Origin of the sequence: Clostridium tyrobutyricum, from assembly GCF_019144085.1 — a bacterium.
Taxonomy (GTDB): Bacteria; Bacillota; Clostridia; order Clostridiales; family Clostridiaceae; genus Clostridium_B; species Clostridium_B tyrobutyricum_A.
The window spans coordinates 133456-153210 of the sequence record NZ_JAHHUY010000001.1; the positions used below are offsets into that span (position 1 = coordinate 133456).

Consider the following 19755-nt stretch of genomic DNA (forward strand, 5'->3'; position numbering starts at 1 on the left):
TACAAATTTATTTATTCAATTTTCTATTTCTTATTGCAAGTACAATTCCCATCAAAATTGCCAGTAAGCCTATAATGGTCAAAACTGTAGTATCAATCATTGTACCGGTTTTAGGAAGTATGCTTCCAGTACCTGTACTTTTATAGGAATCTTTTGGACCTGAACTTGGATTACCTTCAACTGGATTGTTTTTTCCGGTATCAGGAGTTACATCAGAGCCACCACCTGGATTATTAGAATCTCCTCCAGGACTATTGCCGCCATTACCTGGTGAAATTTCATCCTTAACTGTAAATTTCCGTATTGTTGCAGAGTTTATATCAACATTCAATATACTGTCATTTAACTTATATCCTTTTGGAGCCTTTGTCTCTTTGATTGTATAAGTTCCATAATCTACATTTTGGAACTTTGCCCTTCCATTACTGTCACTTACAGTTATATCTACAGCCTTTCCATCTTTATAAAGTGTAAATTCTGCTCCTGGTAGTACTTTACCATTCGTATCTATCTTTGTAATTTCTATATCTGCTGTAATCCTTATATCTGTGAAGCTGTCCTTCACAACTACTCCATTGTCCTTGATGCTAAATTGGTGTTTGTCACTATTCAACAGATATCCTGCTGGGGCACTTGTTTCTACAAAGTAGTAGTCTCCATAAGTCAGATTGTTAAATTGAACTTTTCCATCCTTTCCTGTCTTTCCCTCTACTCCACTGCCTACTTTGCTTCCATCCTTGTTGTACACTGTGATGGTTGCTCCAGGCACTGGTGCTGATGTCGAAGCATCTGTCTTTGTTATCTCTATTCCGCCTGTAATTCTGATATCTGGAAGAGTGTCTTTCAGGATTACTCCGTTGTCCTTGATACTGAATGGATGTTTGTCTGTATTTAACAGATATCCTTCCGGTGCATTAGTTTCTACAAAGTAGTAGTCTCCATAAGTCAGATTGTTAAATTGAACTTTTCCATCCTTTCCTGTCTTTCCCTCTACTCCACTGCCTACTTTGCTTCCATCCTTGTTGTACACTGTGATGGTTGCTCCAGGTACCGGTGCTGATGTTGAAGAATCTATCTTTGTAATTTCGATTCCACCTCTTACTTTGGTATCATTGATATCAGCTAATTTTACAGTACTTCCATTTTCATTTACAGTTGCTGTAAAAATCCGTGAATTTATATTATATTCAGCTGAAGGAGAAGCTATTTCCTTTATACTGTAAGTTCCATATGGTACATTGGTGAATTCCACAAGTCCCCTGCTGTCACTTGTTGCAGTAGCTACTGGAGCTGCAGTAGTATCCGTACCTGAATATAGTGCAAATTGTGCTCCTGCAAGTGTGCCGCCATCTTCTCCAACCTTATAGAATTGAATGTTGCCTTTTATCTTTACATCAGAAACTGAGCCAAGATCTATGGTATTACCATTGTCATCCTTACCTACATTTACAGTAAGTGGCATCAGTAGAGGCATATATCCTTCAGGTGCTTTGGTTTCCTTTATATAGTAGGATCCATAGTCTACATTGTCGAACTGTACAATTCCATTGTCATCACTTGTTGCACTTGCTATAGCTTTTGTAGGATCTATCGAACTGTAAAGTGAGAATTCTGCTCCCTCGAGGGCATTTGCATCTCCGCCTTCACCTGTCTTGGTAAATCTTATTGTAGCTTTTATTTTGCTGTCTATAATAGTATTTACAGGAGAATTATCAACTGTTGGAGTAATTGTGTTTTCATTGTCTCCCTGTGATATAGTAGCAGTCAGTACCTGTGAATTAACGTTATATCCTACAGGTGCCTGAGTTTCTTTTATCTTGTAAGTTCCTACAAGTACATCTTTAAACTGTACAAGTCCATTGGAATCACTTGATGTAGTTGCTATTGGATTTGAAAAATCACTATCTGTGCTTTCATAAAGTGAGAACTTTGCTCCTTGAAGCCCCATGCTATTTTCATCCGTCTTGTTAAATTCTATATTTGCCATTATCCTGGTATTGGACACAATATAAGGAAGAGCATGTATAGTCTGTCCATTATCTTTTATAGCTGTTAAATCTGCATCTATAGTTTGAGTAGAAATATTGTAACCCGAAGGTGCCTGAGTTTCTTTGATGACATATTTTCCATAAGGTATATTTTTAAATTCCACAAGTCCGCCACTGTTGCTCTCAGCAGTTATATCCTTGCCATCTGAATCTTTAACTGGGTTCTTGCCGTCTTGATTATACAGTGTAAATACAGCTCCCTGAAGTCCCTTTCCATCCTGTCCTGTTTTATTGAACTGTATATTTCCAACAATTTTAGTATCTTTAAAATTATAAGCTATATTTTTATCATCGCTGCTGCCAGAAATTTTAAACTTGTATACTTCACTGCTTAAATCATAACCAGTTGGTGCTGTTATTTCCTTTATAGAATAATCAATATCATATCTGAGCTTTGAAAATACAGTTGAACCGTCACTGCCTGTAGGTGAAGATTTGCTTATTGGATTTCCATACTGGTCAATAAGCTGGAATACTGCTCCCTTCAATGGCTGTGAACTGCTGCTATCAACTTTTACAACTTTAATACTTCCAGTTTCACCACTTCCACCACCACCAGAACCATTGTATACATCTATCTGAGTTGAAGTGGATCCTTGATTGTCAGCCTTGGAACCACTAAAAGCTGCCGTATTTGTAAATGGACTTTTTGAAGGATCTGTTATATATGTTCTGAAAGTAAGCTGATAAGCTCCATCTATGCTGCCTGGGAATGTAAATGTGAAATTTCTGTCTGTATCGTACTTTATATTTGATCCAGTAAGTGCTACTGAATCTCCCGGTGTAAGACTTCCATTCGTATTCAAAGTCATTTTTTTCAAAGCTACAGAACTTGTATCCAACTGAAGTCCATCCTGGAGTGTATCTTTTATTGAGCCACTGTCAAGGGGAATGGCATTGGAGTTTACATTTACAGTCCAGTCTATATAGTCCTGACCTGCGGTATAAGCTCCGCTTTTGTCAATTACCTTGTTGGTAATTTTCCTGGTTCCTGTACTGCTTATACCAGGTGGTATGATGTCTCCTGACAATGATGAAGTATTACTTACTGTTTTGTCACCGTTGGTCTGAAAAATACTCAAGTCTGTGATCTTTGTCTTAAAAGTAATTGTCTGCTGACTTGAAATATCACCTAGAGTATACTTAAATGTCTTACTTGATGAATCATAAGTGTAATTTCCGCTATCTGCCGGACTTTCATTGATAGTAACCGAGCCCGGTACAAAGTCCTGTCCATCATCGATTACATCTGTAACTACAGCATCTTTTATAGGCATTGCATTCTTATTGACTACAACCGTCCATGTTATTTCTCTGGTTACGTAGTCATAATCTGTACTGCTTTTATTGATTACTTCACTAGTTACAGCTTGTTTACCTGTAGAAGAAGAAGGTTTTGGTAAATTACTGCCACTGATAGTAACAGTATTGTAATAATTTTTGCTGACATTTGCAGCAAACACGGTATTATCCGTTACCTTTGTCTTGAAAGTTATAGTATAGGTACTGTTTATGGTACCTGTAAATTGATATTTAAGTGTTCCGGTTTTGGACTTATCATCTGAAGCCGCTGCTGTATAGCTGAATCCACTGGAAGATGCATGACCATCTGTAGGTGTTATGGACCAGGATCCGTCTACATACTTCTGACCTGTTGGAATATCATCTGTAATTACAGCATTATCTATATTTATTCTGTTGCTGTTTACAGTAACTTTCCATGTAATTTCTCCAGTACTTTCATTATATCCTGAACCCTGTTTCAGTATTACACTGGTAGGTACTCCCACACCATTGCTGCTGTCTGAAACAGTACCAGGTACACCTTCTCCGGTCATGCTGACTGTATTTGTATATGTTTTTCCGGTATTGGAATTATAAGCATTTGAATCTGTTACATCTGTAGAAAAAGTAATGATGTGTGGTTCATTTATAGTTCCATTGAAAGTGTACTTAAGTATATTGGTACTTCCATCATAAGCAAATGAATTATCAGCTTTTCCATCCACTTTGAAACTTCCAGGTGTAAGTGTCAGCCCCTGTGGAATCGGATCGGTAATTTCAGCATTGGAAAGTGATAGTGCATTGTTGTTGACTTTTATGGTCCAGTTAATTTGCCCTGCTGCAGGTCCGCTGCCACTGCTGATGTCTATATACTTTCCATTTTTGTTAATATAATCTGACTTTACTGTAACAGATGCCTTGTTGGAAATAGTTTCAGTATCATCATGTTTCAATACAGCAGTATTGTACTCCTCCGTACTCTTACCTTGTGCTGAAAAAGCATTGGGGTCAGTAACTTTGGTCTTGAACGTCACATTATAAGTTTTGTTGATGGTATCCGGGAATTTATAGGTCAGTGTCCCTGTTTTTGCAGTATCCCCGGGATCTGCTTCAGCATAGCTGAATTGGCTTGCATCTGCACCATTGTCTATGGCTGCAGATCTATCTACATACTGCTGTCCTATTGGAATATCATCTACAAGTTGTCCATTATTTACTGCAACATTTTCCTTGTTGACTTTTAAGCTCCATGTAATTGTATTAGTGGAAGCATCATACGAACCACTTTTTACAACTGATGTTGGCAGTGGTGCAGGCTGGTCGAAATTGACATTAATAGTTACTGGATCCGAGTTGCCTCCAAGCTGGAAGACTATAGGAACCGGATTTGTATTACCTATATTACTCTTGTCAAAATTTGCACTGACATAAAAATATCCCTTTACATTGGAGTGTGTACTGGCATAATCAGTAAATGTTATAACAACTTTCCCACTTTTGTCTATAGCAACATTTGCTATAGTATTATTACCTGAATCATCCTTAATGGGGATGGTCAATGGCTGTACAATAGCTATTTGACTTGGAATCTGCATTGTATAAGTATCACCTGAAGTTACCTTTTCAGTATTTGGTATAGAAAAATCATACTGAATACGCACATCCGAATCCTTAGGTACATCATCGCCCAGAGGATTGCCTTTTCCATCTGTAAGGCTTACTCCAGTTATGAATGGAAACGTATTTGTAATATCAGTACCATCAGCCTTTACACTACTTAAAGGCGTAAAGCTTGAGAAAATCTGAAGTAAAAATATAACCGTAACCACAATAGATGAAAGCTTTTTCTTCTTCTTTTTCATTTTATCCCTCCTTTTATAAATATACTTACTTAAATTATTATTAATAACTAAAAGTTATTAATAATAATTTAACTTTATCAATATAATATTAAAACCTTTTCCTCGCAAATTTCTCACAAGTTTTTTCAAACAAAAAGCAGAGAAATTAAATTCTCTGCTATAATCCAGCCAGTAAGTTTTTATACAGTCGTTTTGTAGAATTTTTAAGTGATATATGGAGTTCTTTTTTAAACAATCTGGCCAGCTCCTTATAACATTTCACCAGTTCAACCTTGTCTCCCATGTATGAATACACTTTCATCAGCAATTCATTTGCCTCTTCATCAAAGGGATTTTTATCAATAGTTTTCTTCAAATACTCTTCTGCCCTGTTATAGTTCTTCTTATCTATAAAATATTTAGCTATATTTTTCATAATATACAGATAATATCTACTAAATTTTTGATTTAATTCAACATCCCATATGTAATCCTGATTTTCAAATAGTGTTCCTTTGTAGAGTCCGGCAATTTTTTCATAGTAAGTTATATTCTCATCGTTTACCAAAGGATTATTTTCAATAAATGATTCAAATTCCCACTGATCACATTTGAACTGACTTAAATCCATTCTATATTTTCCATTTTGATAGTATACTACATTATCTATTCCTGCATTTTTAAAAACATTTTTCATTCTGTATATTGTACTGTGTAAATTATGTTCCGCTCTCTTTGGCAATGCATTAGGCCACAGTATATCACATAGTGTCCATTTATCCGTTTCCTCACCTCTTTTACACACAAAATATGCAAACAGTTCCTGAACTTTAGAAGTAGACCACTTTATAATTTCACTTCCTGAATTTCCATAGACCTTGAAACAGCCAAATGAAAATATTTCATTTCTTCTATCCTGCTCCGAAATTTCTTTCTCAATATTTATATTTTTCAACAACCTGTTTACCGTAACATTTAGATCTTCTTCTGTAATAGGCTTTAAAATATAATTTACCGCATCTACCTGAAAGGCTTCTAGAGCATACTTTTCATAGGCAGTTACAAAAACTATCTGTATATTGTCATTAAAAGTCTTTACCTGCTTTGCAAGTTCCATTCCATTTACGCACGGCATTTCTATATCCATAAAAATGACATCAGGTGAAAGTTCAGGTATTTTATCCATGGCTTCTTTAGGGCTGGTAAACGATCCTATTATATCCACATACCTGTTTCCGCCAATAACTATTTTCATCAATTCCAGGATTGGTTTTTCATCTTCTACAATCACAGCCCTCATTAAATAATTCCCCCCAACATATTTTATATACATTTAATGGATATTTTAACAGTTGTGCCCTTTCCCTCAATACTGTTTATATCTATACTTGCATTTTTTAGTGCTTTAATTCTTCTTACAACATTTTTATATCCTATACCTATACTGTTTTCATTTTCAATATTTTTCAAGTGTTCAACTTGCTCACTTGTCATACCAGCACCTGTATCCTTCACTAGAATATACATAATATTATTTATCTTTTTTATAATTACATATACGGTACCTCCATCATTTTTCTTACACAACCCATGCTTTATTGCATTTTCCACCAGTGGCTGAATACACAATGATGGAATTCTTGCATCCATAAGTGTTTGCTTTATATCATATTCAACATGGATTTTATTTCCAAATCGTGCCTTTACTATTTCCACATAGGCATCCACCATTTCCAGTTCACGTCTGAGTGATACAACCATCAATCTGTTATCTATATCAAAAGTAAGCCTCAAATATTTACTGAAGTTGGTAAGAAGCTTGGCTGCTTTCTCACCATCTGTATAACAAAATGAAATTATGGTACTTATGGTATTATATAAAAAGTGAGGCTTTATCTGTGCCTGTAGAAATGCCATTTCATTTTTTAGTGCATCTTCCATATATCTCTTGAGCAAGATCAAACTTCTAACTCTTGCAATCATCTCTTTTGCCTCAAATGGCTTTGTTATAAAATCATTTGCTCCTGCCTCAAACCCCAGGAAAAGTTCATAATTTATATCCTTTATTGTTGACATTAGTATCGGAAGCTCAATAAGGGAATGTTTCTGCCTTATTTTTCTACACAGATCTATACCTGAAATTCCCGGCATTATTGCATCCAGAAGTACAAGGTCTATTTTATTTTCCTCTATTTTTTTGAGTGCTTCCTCTGCTGACATGGCTGTCAGTGCATTGTATCCTTCGCTGGAAAATATATTTAGAGCTATTTTAATATTTAATATTTCATCATCTACTATTAAAATCGTACCGTAATGTTTTTCATTCTGTACTGTTTCAGCGTAATCTATAGGAGAAAATTTATTGATATAACCTGCATCTTTTACTTTTATTTTGTTGTACTTCATATCATTTTCTTCACAAAGCGGCAGTGAAAATACAAAACAGCTCCCCTTTCCGATCTCCGACCACTCCAGATGTATCTCGCCATGCATCAATTCAACCAGCTGGCGGGTTATATAAAGTCCCAGTCCAATTCTTTCAGAATTCGAAGTCTTATATGGTTCAAAAATATTTTCCCTTTTGTCTTCAGGTATTCCCAGTCCCGTATCTTCTATTGATATAAAAATCATATGTTCATCTTTTCTGCTGTCTATGCTTATAATTCCCTTGTTCATATTCCTGACTGAATTGATTATAAGACTGAAAAAAATCTGATTTATTCTGCTTTCATCAGCTTTTACAAAGGTAGATTCTTTTATGTTATTTACTATATCTATGTTTCTGCCCTGTATTATATGTTTATAGCTCTCCACCACTATGTCAGCAAATACTTTGATATCTATCATACCTATATTCACTTTCAGCTGTCCATTTTTCAGCAGTGCTACATCCAATATATCATTTATAATTCCCGACAATTTCAAGGCCATATTCTTTAATGTTATTACTCTTTTTATATTTTCATCTTTCAAACAATTCATATTATTTTTGATTATTATATCAGTCATATCAACCATTCCATACAGTGGAGCCTTTAATTCATAAGATGTCCTTGCAATAAATTCATCTTTTACCTTATCCATTTTTATAAGTTTTTTTGACATCCTTTCCATATTTCTATATGCCATTAAAAATCTGTTGGACATAATACTTGAAAGCAGTATTACAAAACCACAGCCGGCAGAAGATCCTATTAGTTTTGTATCTATAATATCGAATGAATACAAAAAATTGTTTCCCAGACAGATGACACTACATATAACAGCTTCCAAAAAAATTGTTGTTTCTTTTCTTTCAAAGGATTTACGGCTATTGTCTGACAACAGCAAACTCAGTTTTATAATAGTCACTATCAGAACAGCTGTAATAAATATGTCTCTTGCCAAAAGCAAGTGTGCATATACACTATATCTGGTAGTTAAAACTATGACTATATAAACAGTACTTACAGCATCAACTGAAAACATTATGGAATTTGTAATAATCTTCTCATTGACTTCATCTACTATTCTAAGTAAGGATAATACAAATAGTACAACTGCTATGCCCTCCATTTTACATACCAATTCGAAGCTCATATTTGGAAAAATCTGTGTAATCAATCTCTCACCATTAGAAATTATCAGGAAAACAGATGCCAGAAAATTTACTCCCAGATACAAATAGATTCTACTTTTTCTCTGCAAAGCATATATATTCAATGAATAAACTGCGAGCAAAAACATAATTATAATCCCGGAAAGTTCAATGGATGAATTTGCAACAACCATAAAATTAATATTCTTTTGAAGCCCCAAACATATCTGATACATGGTTCTCTTGAAAGGGTATTCAAAATTTGCCACCTGCAAAATAATTTCAGCCTTACTGCCGTTGATATTAAAATATGTACTATATGGAGTAATTCTAGGGCTATAGCCTTCATTCCTTTCAGCAGGATTTCCGCTTGAACCAACCTCGGCTCCATTTACATATACTCTGTTGCTGGCCATGATATTACCCAACTTGAGTCCAAATACCTTATCTGAAGGTTTCATTTTTACAACTAATCTATAGGTTCTGACTCCCTTGGCTTCAATAGATTTGTTGTTGTGATTCTGCCTTGTAGCCGTAAGATATCTATATCCCGTCAATTTAGGTTTGACTTTGCTTTTTCCTGTGAAATCCTCATGGGTAAGCAATTGATGATCATATAATTGCCACTGTCCATTAAGGTTGACCATTCCTTCTTTTGAAAAATTCCATCTTGATAAATCTATAATTCCTGCTTCAGCAGCAGGAGTTTTCTTGTATGAAAAGACATACGAATATGATATGAAAAGTGAAATTAATATCATACCCGAAACTATAATAGATCTAAGTATATTTTTCATTGAATTTATTACTCCTTAAACATATTAGTATCACAACTAATTATATAACTTAATTCTATACTTTAATTATTTTCTCACAATTTAATCACAAGACTATCACAAATATTTCACAATAAACATTTTTCAAGGCAGCTTTAAATTCTATTTTTTCTTTACTATTGCTGATATATGCACCCTTGGATAATTTGTTCTATATTTCAATTACAACAAATGTATGCAAAAATCAGAAAATCAGCATATATCTAATAGAAATTGACTAATTTTATGTTAATTAATAAAATAAGTATAAATAAACTCCAAAGGGGAATTCAAATGAAAAACATTAAGATTATAAGCACAGTCCTCATAGTTTCTGGTATTGCACTGCTTTTATATACATTTGGAGCTAAATACCTGACAGTCCTCAGACAGAACAACATGGTAAAGAACTATGAACAGGAAATTAAAAAGTATAGGAAGCCTTCTCCAGCAAATTATCATGCAAAAATTACAAATACACCTAGTACAGATGGCACAATAGGGATTCTTGTAATTCCAAAAATAGATTTAAAAGTTACAATAGGAGAAGGTACGGATATGAGGACCTTGAAATATGCAGTAGGACACTTTAAAAATACTGCCATGCCTGGACAAAAGGGGAATTTTGCACTTGCCGGTCATAGAAGCTATACATATGGACAGTATTTCAATAGATTAGGTGAATTAAAAAATGGTGATGAAATATATGTAGAAACTATCAATAAAAATTATAAATACACTATATACAGCATCAAAGTTGTTTTGCCAAATCAAATAGAAGTACTTAATCCTACAAAGGATTCCACTATCACACTTGTTACCTGTACTCCTATAAGAATTGCAACACACAGGCTTATAATTAAAGCCAAAGAAAAAAGCAGCTTATAGGGCTGCTTTTTACAAGCATTATAGATTATTCTTTAGTTCTTCATATTTCTCTGCTATCTTTGCATTTAAAGGATTTTCTACTGCAAGTCCTGTTATATCACAAATTGTCTTTTTAATACCATTTGCCTTTATACCCTGCTGTATCTGTTTTGCCTTTTCATCTCCATCATAGTCAAACAGGAATCCTGCTGCTATACCACAAATGATGTTTCCATATTCCAATTTGAGTTCATAGCATAGATTCAATGGAGTTATCAATCTGTCATGTCCTGATAATTTCCTTACAGGATCCCTTCCTACACGGAATACCTGATCCTTCAAATAGGCATTTTTAAATCTGTTTATTATTTTTTTAGAATACCTTGTTAGAGAATCAATATCCATTTTATGCTTTATGCTAAGTGCCTTTACGGCCTCTGAATGGAATCCAATGGCAACTTTTTGTATAAAATCATCTTTTATAGCTTCATGTATAAATTCATATTTTTTAAGATATCCAAGATAAGCAATAGTTGCATGGGCACCATTTAACAAAAATAATTTCCTTTCAAGAAAAGGTGACAACTTTTCAACATACTCTGCACCTTTTATTCCGTCATTTACCTTGACCTTGTTTTTTTCAATATCCCATTCATAAAAATCCTCCACTGCTACATCTATTGGAAGCTCCTTTTTCATATCCACATTTGGGACAATTCTATCCACTGCACTATTAGGAAATCCTACACTTTTCTCTAAATATTCCCTAAATTCTGAATTTTCTCCTTCAAATATCGCATCCTTAAGCATATCCGTAGCCATGAGGGCATTCTCACAAGCTATTATATCAAGTGGCTTTGGATTGGTTTTGGCCCTTTTCTTCAAAATGCCCTTCAGCGTATTTCCCGTACTCTTCAGGTTGTTTGCCCCAAGAGATGTAGTTATGAGATCCGCATCCAGCACAACTTTTTCAAGTGAAGGTATATCCTTCAGGCTAACTGCCTTTACATCCTCAATTTTTTCTTTATTCTGTGTTGTACTCAAAGTTATAACCGTATATTCACCATATTTGTTTATATTGTCAACCAATGAATCTGCTATATCTACAAATGTAACTTCGTATCCGGATTTACGGAGCAGATACCCTATAAATCCTCTTCCTATATTTCCTGCACCAAAATGAACTGCTTTCATAATTAATTGTCCCCCTTTTCTATGATTTCTATAATTTCCTGTTCTGTCTTTGCATTTCTAAGCTTTTCAACATTTTCTTCATATTGTACAGTCAGGGCTATACTGGACAGTATTTCCATATGATCGTCTCCCTTACCTGCTATTCCTATTACTATATATGCTGTATTTTCTTCTCCAAAATCAACTCCACCAGGATACTGTGCTATAACTATTCCAGTTTTGAGTATCTGTTTTTTATATTCATTCATGCCATGGGGAATGGCAACACCGTTTCCCATATAGGTGGTAACTTCTTCTTCCCTTGCCTTCATGCCCTCTATATAGTTCTCCTTTACATAACCATTTTTCACCAAAAGCTTTCCTACTCTTTCTATTGCCTCATCTTTTGATTCTGAAGGTACATTTAATACAATATTTTTTTCTGACAATATTTCCTTGTTCATAATTTTATTTTCCCCTTTCATTCCTCTTCTTTATTTACAATGTTTATCAAATGATTTCTTATATCGCTTAAACTTCCTGATTTTAATATTTCAACAAATTCCTTTTCCTCTATTAAAGACACACTGATCTTTCCTAAAAGACGTAATATATAGCTGTTCTCTTTATCCCTGGCAAGCAGGACTAAAAATGTATCTACATCTTCCATTGAAAATCCTCTAGTTGACATTTTAAAAACTTTATTTGTTCTATAAACCCCCACAAAAGGTAGTTTCATCTTGTCACTTCTAGTGTGAAGCAGTGCTATACCGGTATTGGGGACAACTAAATTTCCCTTGGCTTCTCTTTTTAGAATAAGATCTTTTATAACCTCTTTACCTGCTGCAATATCGGCCTCTGACACATCCTCCACTACAAAGTCTATTAACTCTTCAAAATTCTCAATATTTACTTCCCTAATATGAAAATTCTTTAAGATTGTATTTGCAAGTTCACATTTTCTATTTGCTGCTTCATCGGAGTCAAGGGCACTCATGCTCTTCTTTTCTGTCTCATCCATATACTTGATTTTGGAAATATAGCCATTAACTTTTTCAACATCCTTCTTCATCATAAAAGGTGAAACCTCAATTATATTGTGGATTTCTTCACTTCCCGTTCCAATAGATACAGTGGACAAAATCAAGTCATATTCCCTGCTGTCTTTTTCTATATTTATATCATGCAATGCACTTATATAAATGGTGCCTATGTCCGGAAAAAGAGATTTCACTTTGCTCTCCAGTATTCTTGCACTGCTTATTCCCCCAGGACATACAATCAGTATCTTTAACTTACTTGAAATTTCCTCTTTTCTCTGAAGTGCACCACCTATGTGCATTGTTATATATCCAACTTCATTGGAAGATATTTTGATATTGTATCTTGAAAATATTAATCTGCATTCATCAAACAGTATCTTGAACAGTTTCGGATAATGCTTTTCTATTTCGGATGCCATTGGATTCAATACATTAAGGCCTATATTCAACAGGTGAAATGTCTGCCTCAAATGATTGGTTAAATCCTGCAGCAATTGTACATCATCCGTAATATCCACATCTATTCTCTGGGACACATCGGCCATTATTTCAGAAGATATGTCCTGGAAATTGATATCAGATTCACTTGAATCATCATAATAGTATTTATAATCATTAATATAAATACATAAATAAGCTATTTCATCTTCTGGAAGATTTATATTATTTTCACCTAAAGGTTCAATAAGGGACTTTAATTCTTCATATGCCTTCATTGACCTTAATTTCTCCTTGACATTCTCTGGCAGATGTATATTGTCATTGTTTTTAGTTTTCTTGATTGATACAAGTATTAGTATGAACAGGTTGAAATACTTTACATCATTTAATTTAAGATGTTTTAAATTCAAATTTTTCAATACACTCTTTACAAGTTCAATAGTGCCACTTTCAAAAATCATGTTAAAAAGTGACTTAACTGTTTCATCTGTACCTTTATCATAGAAAAATCCCAATAGATACTCAAAAGGTTTAAAATTGAACAGTAACTCTACAAGTGCATTTCTCTTATCCCATTCTGATCCTTCAATACTTACTCCATGATTTCTTTTTCTGATCAAGCACAAGTTTTTTCTAATTACCAATTTTTCAATAGTATCAAGATCAAGACTTATACTCCCCATAACTACATTGAATTTATAGCTGAAATAGGATATCTTCAATGATTCTTTTGAAACCAAAAGTTCACATGCTATAGCAATTCGCCTCTGCTCTTTATTAAATATCCATTGAACAGGAATTGAGTTCAAGGAAGATTTCACATCTTGAATACTGTCTTTTTTGCCTGAAATATATATATCCATATTTTCATTTACAAATATAGTAAGACTCTTCTTCTTTAAAATTTCATTAAGGAAAGAAATCTCCCTCATAATTGTTCTTGTACTTACCCCCAGTTGTTCATGGAGAATATCAACATTAAAAGAATTACCATTTAACAATCCATCCAATATAAATTGCTGCCTTGGAGTCAAATTATCCATATTTCCTCCTCCAGATTATTACTTATTTTTTTAATCTGTTTATAAATTCCTGGTATCTGGCACGGTCCAGAAAGTTCTTCACTGTTATTATTTCTGCATCAGGTGCTGAATTCCTAGCTCTTTCACTCAAGTTTTCCTGAACAAATACTACATCTGTATCCTTTGGAATACTGTCAACTGAATAGTGTTCAACTTTTATACCTTCAATTCCAACATCCTTGAGTTGTTTTTTTAGAAGAGATTCTCCCATTGCCGAAGATCCCATTCCTGCATCACATGCAAATACTACAAAATTAATGTCTGATTCTTCATTAACTATATTATTTGAATTATCATCAGAATCATTCTTCAATCTCTGTATAAATTCCTGGTATCTGGCACGATCAAGGAAGTTCTTTACTGTTATTATTTCTGCATCAGGTGCTGAATTTCTAGCTCTTTCACTCAAGTTTTCCTGAACAAATACTATATCTGTTTCCTTCGGAATACTATCAACTGAATAGTGTTCAACTTTTATCCCTTCAATTCCAGCATCCTTTAGCTGTTTCTTGAGAAGAGATTCTCCCATTGCCGAAGATCCCATTCCTGCGTCACATGCAAATACTATAGAATTTATATCTGATTTTGCTTTTACTGTACTATTTGAATTACTTTTTAAACTGCATTTACTTTCCTGTTTTATATCATTTACTTTTGATTGGGCTTTATCAAAATCATCTGAAACGGTTTCTTTGGAGCTGCTCTTTAAGATGATAGATGCTACTAAAAATGAAGCTGCTGCTGCTGCTGCAACGCCAAGCAAAACTGCAGGTTGTCCACCTTTTGGTGACATTGCCATAAGTGAAAATATACTTCCTGGTGAAGGAACTGCTACCAATCCAGCATGGAAAAGTACGAAAACCAGGTCTCCACAGAGCCCACCACATATAGCTGCAATTATCAAAATCGGTTTCATAAGAATGTACGGAAAATATATTTCATGTATTCCACCAAAGAACTGGATTATAATAGCTCCAGGTGCTGATTCCTTCGAAGTTCCCTTCCCATAAAGCCAATATGCAAGAAGTATTCCAAATCCTGGACCTGGGTTCGGTTCAAGCAAGAAAAATATTGATTTACCAAGTTTTTGAACCTGTTCAATTCCAAGAGGAGAAAATATTCCCTGGTTTATAGCATTATTCAAAAACAATACTTTTGCAGGTTCCAATATTACTGCAATTAATGGAAGAAGTCCCTTATTGGTAATATGAAGTGCTACATCACCAATTCCTGTAGATATTGTTGCAACTACCGGTCCAATGAATGTAAATGCCAGTCCTGCAAGAATTGCTGCTAAAATACCTGCTGAAAAATTATTTATCAGCATTTCAAAACCAGTAGGAATCTTATCCTGTATAAGTTTATCAATTTTCTTTATAAGGTATCCTCCAAGGGGACCCATTATCATGGCACCTATAAACATTGGAATTGGAGCTCCAATTACCACACCCATTGTAGCTATGGCTCCTACTACACCACCTCTGGTATCGTATACCAATTTACCTCCCTGATATCCTATTAATAATGGAAGCATGTACTTGACCATTGGATCTACCATTTTTGCCATTTTTTCATTAGGTATCCAACCTGTTTTTATAAACAATGCTGTTATCAAACCCCATGCAATAAATGCTGCAATATTCGGCATTACCATACCACTTAAAAAAGCACCAAAACTTTGCACTTTTTTCTTAATGGAAGATTTATTATTACTATTATTAGTATTGCTAAACGTTTCCATATAATACCTCCTAATACTTAAATATTTTAAAATCATTTATTTCTGATGAATTATTCCTGACACTTATTATAATATAGTATGCTCAGCCAATTTTCAATTTCAACAAGTTCAATTTTGTGATACGTTTTCAATGACATTTTTAAAATTACATGCAATATTATGTATAAATTTGATATCAGGAATATAAGCATGAAAATTTAAGTCAGACTATAGATATTGCACAAATTTCTGTAAATATTCAAAATCCTTCAGAAAATCTTTCAAAATCTTTCAAGAAAAAAGCTTTAAACCATTTCATAAACGCTTTCAAATTCTTTTAAAATATAAAATGTAAATATTGAAATAATAATAATATAATGATATTGACAAAAATAAAACTTAAACTATATAATGTATTGATAGAATATTTAAAATCATTAATTATAAAGAAAGGTGATGAGTAATCAATTAGCAACAAAAAGCGCCAGGACTTAAGTGACACTCCAAATCTTTGATTTGATTAGTGCAACTTACTCAGACACAGGTCTGAGTTTCCTTTTAAAAGATTAATCTTTAATTTGGAGTCTCACTTGAGTTGACGAGGATGGGGAGTATCGAATCTTCGGCGGATGCCCCACGGTACCACACTACCGTTAACAACTGATAAATGCAAAAAGTGATTTTTGTAACAATATCAGTTTGGTGTCAAAACCTCAATATTCATTGAGTAAGAATACAATACCTTGTATTCTTAATTATCAATTTTTTATCCTGTTAAAAAATAAATACTATAGGGTTTATTTCTTATATTATTTTTTAAGTCATGGAAATTTTATTATCAGAGAGGAAGAATTAATTATGTGTGGAATAGTAGGATTTGTTGGAAAAAAGGACGCAACACCAATATTGATAGATGGATTAAGCAAGCTGGAATACAGAGGATATGATTCAGCAGGTGTTGCTGTATTAGATAAAGATAATAATATAAATGTTGTAAAAGCCAAAGGAAGACTTGTAAACTTAAAGGACAAGTTAGCTGTAAATCCTGTAAAAGGATATATAGGTATAGGCCATACAAGATGGGCAACTCACGGAGAACCTTCTGATGTAAATGCACATCCTCATTGCAATGCAGATGGAACAATAAGTGTAGTTCACAATGGAATAATAGAAAATTATATAGAATTAAGGGAATGGCTCATGTCTTTAGGATATAAATTCTTATCCGACACAGATACGGAAGTTATTCCACAGATCATAGATCATTTCTACAATGGAAACCTTCTTGATGCCGTTATGAAAGCTACTACAAAGCTTGAAGGAAGTTATGCTCTTGGTGTAGTTTCATCCAAGGAACCAGACAAACTTATTGCAGTTAGAAAAGACAGTCCCCTTGTAGTTGGAGTTGGAAAAGGAGAATATTTTGTAGCATCAGATGTTCCTGCAATGCTAAGCCATACAAGAGACATATACTATTTAAATGACAAGGAATTCGTAGTAATTACTGAAGATGGTGTTAAAATATTCAACCAGGAAAAACAACGGGTAAACAAAGAACTAGTTCATGTAACATGGAATGCAGATGCTGCTGAAAAAGGTGGATATGCACACTTTATGATAAAGGAAATAAATGAACAGCCTAAAGCAATAAAAGATACATTAAGCTCAAGAGTAGTACCTGGAAAGCCTATAAATCTTGACAATATTACAATTACACCAGAACAAATAAAGAATATAGACAGAATATATATTATAGCTTGCGGAACTGCCTATCATGCCGGCGTTGTAGGTAAATATGTAATAGAAAAACTTTCAAGAATACCTGTAGAAGTTGATATTGCATCTGAATTCAGATACAGGGATCCTATGATAGACAAAAACACATTGATGATTGTATTAAGCCAGTCAGGTGAAACTGCTGATACCCTTGCAGCTTTAAGAGAAGCAAAATCCATGGGTGCAAGAGTTATAGCAATTACAAATGTAGTTGGAAGTTCAGTATCAAGAGAAGCTGATGATGTACTCTACACATGGGCAGGCCCTGAAATTGCAGTAGCTTCCACAAAGGCCTATACAACTCAGCTGATTACAATGTATATGCTAGCACTTTTCTTTGCAGAAAATAAAAAGACTTTAAGCAATGAAGAAATAGACAAGATAAAGGAAGATATGCTTACTATTCCTGAAAAAGCACAGGAAGTATTGAAAAACAAGGATACAATCCAAAAATTTGCTTCAAACACCTATATGCACAAGGACATGTTCTTCCTTGGAAGAGGACTTGATTATGCAGTTGCCATGGAAGGTGCATTAAAGGTAAAGGAAATATCCTATATTCACTCTGAAGCTTATGCAGGTGGAGAATTGAAACACGGTACAATGGCACTTATAGAAGAAGGTACTGTAGTAATCGCACTTGCAGCTCAAAATAAATTGTATGATAAAATGGTAAGCAATATAAAAGAGGTAACTACGAGAGGCGCCAAAGTACTTGGATTTACAGCCAAAGGTAAAACAGGTCTTGAAAAAGTTGTAGATTCCACTGTTTATATACCAGAAATAAGTGATGTACTTTCACCAGTGCTTGTAGTAATCTATTTACAGTTGCTTGCATACTATATAGCAGTTGACAAGGGCTGCGATGTAGACAAACCTAGAAACCTTGCAAAATCAGTTACAGTTGAATAATGTAGATTATTTTATGCCGGCATTTTACTTTACCGGCATTTTACTTTGCCGGCATTTTATTTTTTGATTCTTTCTTTAATATAAGTTTTCCTTGTATAGCAAAATATTAAGGTAATAACAGGAATTATTATTTGAATGGGAAAATGTATGTATTTCATTATAAAATTATAAACTATACTTAATTGTTGGGGAATATTACGTGATACTAAAAATGATACTGCAAGCATTATGACACCTAAAAATATAGATACAGTATTTGTACTTTTTAATTTAAATAATTGAAATGTCCCAAAAACTGCAGCATACATAAAAATAGATATTTTAAAAAATCCATCAACTAAAAATGAAATCACAAATATTATATCCAATCTGGTTAGAAAATCACCTAAATTGATGATTCTATATGTTTCAAGAAGAGGGAAATTGCAGTTAATTGCAAAATCAACTCCAAGAGTACATATAAATAAAATATTATTAAAAGCTAAAATTATTCCTTCCAAAATTACAGCTATTATAGCAAATTTCTTTATCTTTTTACTCTCGGCAACCAAAGGATACAACATAGTAAAGACTATAGTTTCTCCATATGGAACCGTAATAATATTCCATGAACTTTTTAAAGTTTTTATTATTCCATTGCTTAATACAGGTTCAAGATTTGACAAATCAAAAGCATTAGGAGTTAATAATATCAATAAAAAACTAACTACTTTTATTGATATTACGATTATTATATACATTTGAGACATGCTAACTATAGTTTCTATACCACAGCGAGTAGCATAAATTATCATAACTGCAGCCAGAGAGGCATAAATTATTTTTGGTGTATATCTAAGCGCTGTCACAGATGTCAAATCCATAAATGCTTTAAATATAACACTAGCTATATAAACAAAATATGCTATATAAATTATTGCTAAAATATTTCCTATATATTTTCCGTATATCTTAGGCAAATAAGTGACAAGTGTATCATTAGGATATTTTTCGTATAAGGTTATATACATAATTTGAAGAAGTACTCCTATTAATGAATAAAGTAAATAACTTATCCATATATCCTGTTTTGCATATGGAGATAAAAAGTATAATAAGGCACTTCCATATTGAAAAAGAATTATAATTATAAAAAATTGATATATGGACATTCTTTTTTTCATAAAATACCTTCTC

Annotated in this window: 10 protein-coding genes; 2 read left to right on the plus strand and 8 right to left on the minus strand. The window is 33.6% G+C overall.

The features are described from left to right. Positions 1-7 precede the first annotated feature (7 nt). The 3 genes from KM800_RS00680 to KM800_RS00690 all read right to left on the minus strand — a co-directional run bounded on the left by KM800_RS00680 (position 8) and on the right by KM800_RS00690 (position 9547). Entirely contained in the window at positions 8-5194 is a 5187-nt protein-coding gene (locus KM800_RS00680) for a SpaA isopeptide-forming pilin-related protein (protein WP_217811344.1), read from the minus strand. A 157-nt stretch (positions 5195-5351) separates the two neighbouring features. Next, positions 5352-6473, minus strand: coding sequence for a response regulator (locus KM800_RS00685; protein ID WP_217811345.1), 1122 nt, complete (start codon positions 6471-6473; stop codon positions 5352-5354). A 23-nt stretch (positions 6474-6496) separates the two neighbouring features. Continuing rightward, a complete protein-coding gene (locus KM800_RS00690; RefSeq protein ID WP_217811346.1) occupies positions 6497-9547 on the minus strand; it encodes an ATP-binding protein in 3051 nt (1016 codons plus the stop codon). Positions 9548-9859: 312 nt separating this feature from the next. Here KM800_RS00690 and KM800_RS00695 point away from each other — a divergent pair, with 312 nt between their 5' ends. Continuing rightward, a complete protein-coding gene (locus KM800_RS00695) occupies positions 9860-10453 on the plus strand; it encodes a class D sortase (protein ID WP_217811347.1) in 594 nt (197 codons plus the stop codon). 18 nt (positions 10454-10471) lie between these two features. On the opposite strand, the gene KM800_RS00700 is transcribed toward KM800_RS00695, so the two are convergent. Genes KM800_RS00700 through KM800_RS00715 form a run of 4 tightly spaced genes read right to left on the minus strand, consistent with a single transcriptional unit; the run spans position 10472 to position 15912 of the window. Further along, positions 10472-11626, minus strand: coding sequence for a mannitol-1-phosphate 5-dehydrogenase (locus KM800_RS00700; RefSeq protein WP_017752939.1), 1155 nt, complete (start codon positions 11624-11626; stop codon positions 10472-10474). A 2-nt stretch (positions 11627-11628) separates the two neighbouring features. After that, positions 11629-12069 carry a PTS sugar transporter subunit IIA gene (locus tag KM800_RS00705; protein ID WP_023625458.1) on the minus strand — a complete coding sequence of 147 codons (441 nt, stop codon included), beginning with the start codon at positions 12067-12069 and terminating at the stop codon, positions 11629-11631. Between the two features lie 17 nt (positions 12070-12086). Beyond that, on the minus strand, positions 12087-14132 hold the full coding sequence (locus KM800_RS00710) for a BglG family transcription antiterminator (RefSeq protein WP_217811348.1): 2046 nt from the start codon (positions 14130-14132) through the stop codon (positions 12087-12089). Positions 14133-14154: 22 nt separating this feature from the next. Then, positions 14155-15912 carry a PTS mannitol-specific transporter subunit IIBC gene (locus KM800_RS00715; RefSeq protein WP_217811349.1) on the minus strand — a complete coding sequence of 586 codons (1758 nt, stop codon included), beginning with the start codon at positions 15910-15912 and terminating at the stop codon, positions 14155-14157. Positions 15913-16749: 837 nt separating this feature from the next. On the opposite strand from KM800_RS00715, the gene glmS reads away from it, so the two are divergent. Next, positions 16750-18579 carry a glutamine--fructose-6-phosphate transaminase (isomerizing) gene (glmS, locus tag KM800_RS00720; protein ID WP_217811350.1) on the plus strand — a complete coding sequence of 610 codons (1830 nt, stop codon included), beginning with the start codon at positions 16750-16752 and terminating at the stop codon, positions 18577-18579. Between the two features lie 56 nt (positions 18580-18635). Here the strand turns inward: glmS and KM800_RS00725 are convergent, their stop codons facing one another. Beyond that, positions 18636-19742 carry a GerAB/ArcD/ProY family transporter gene (locus KM800_RS00725; protein WP_217811351.1) on the minus strand — a complete coding sequence of 369 codons (1107 nt, stop codon included), beginning with the start codon at positions 19740-19742 and terminating at the stop codon, positions 18636-18638. Between the last annotated feature and the right edge of the window lie 13 nt (positions 19743-19755).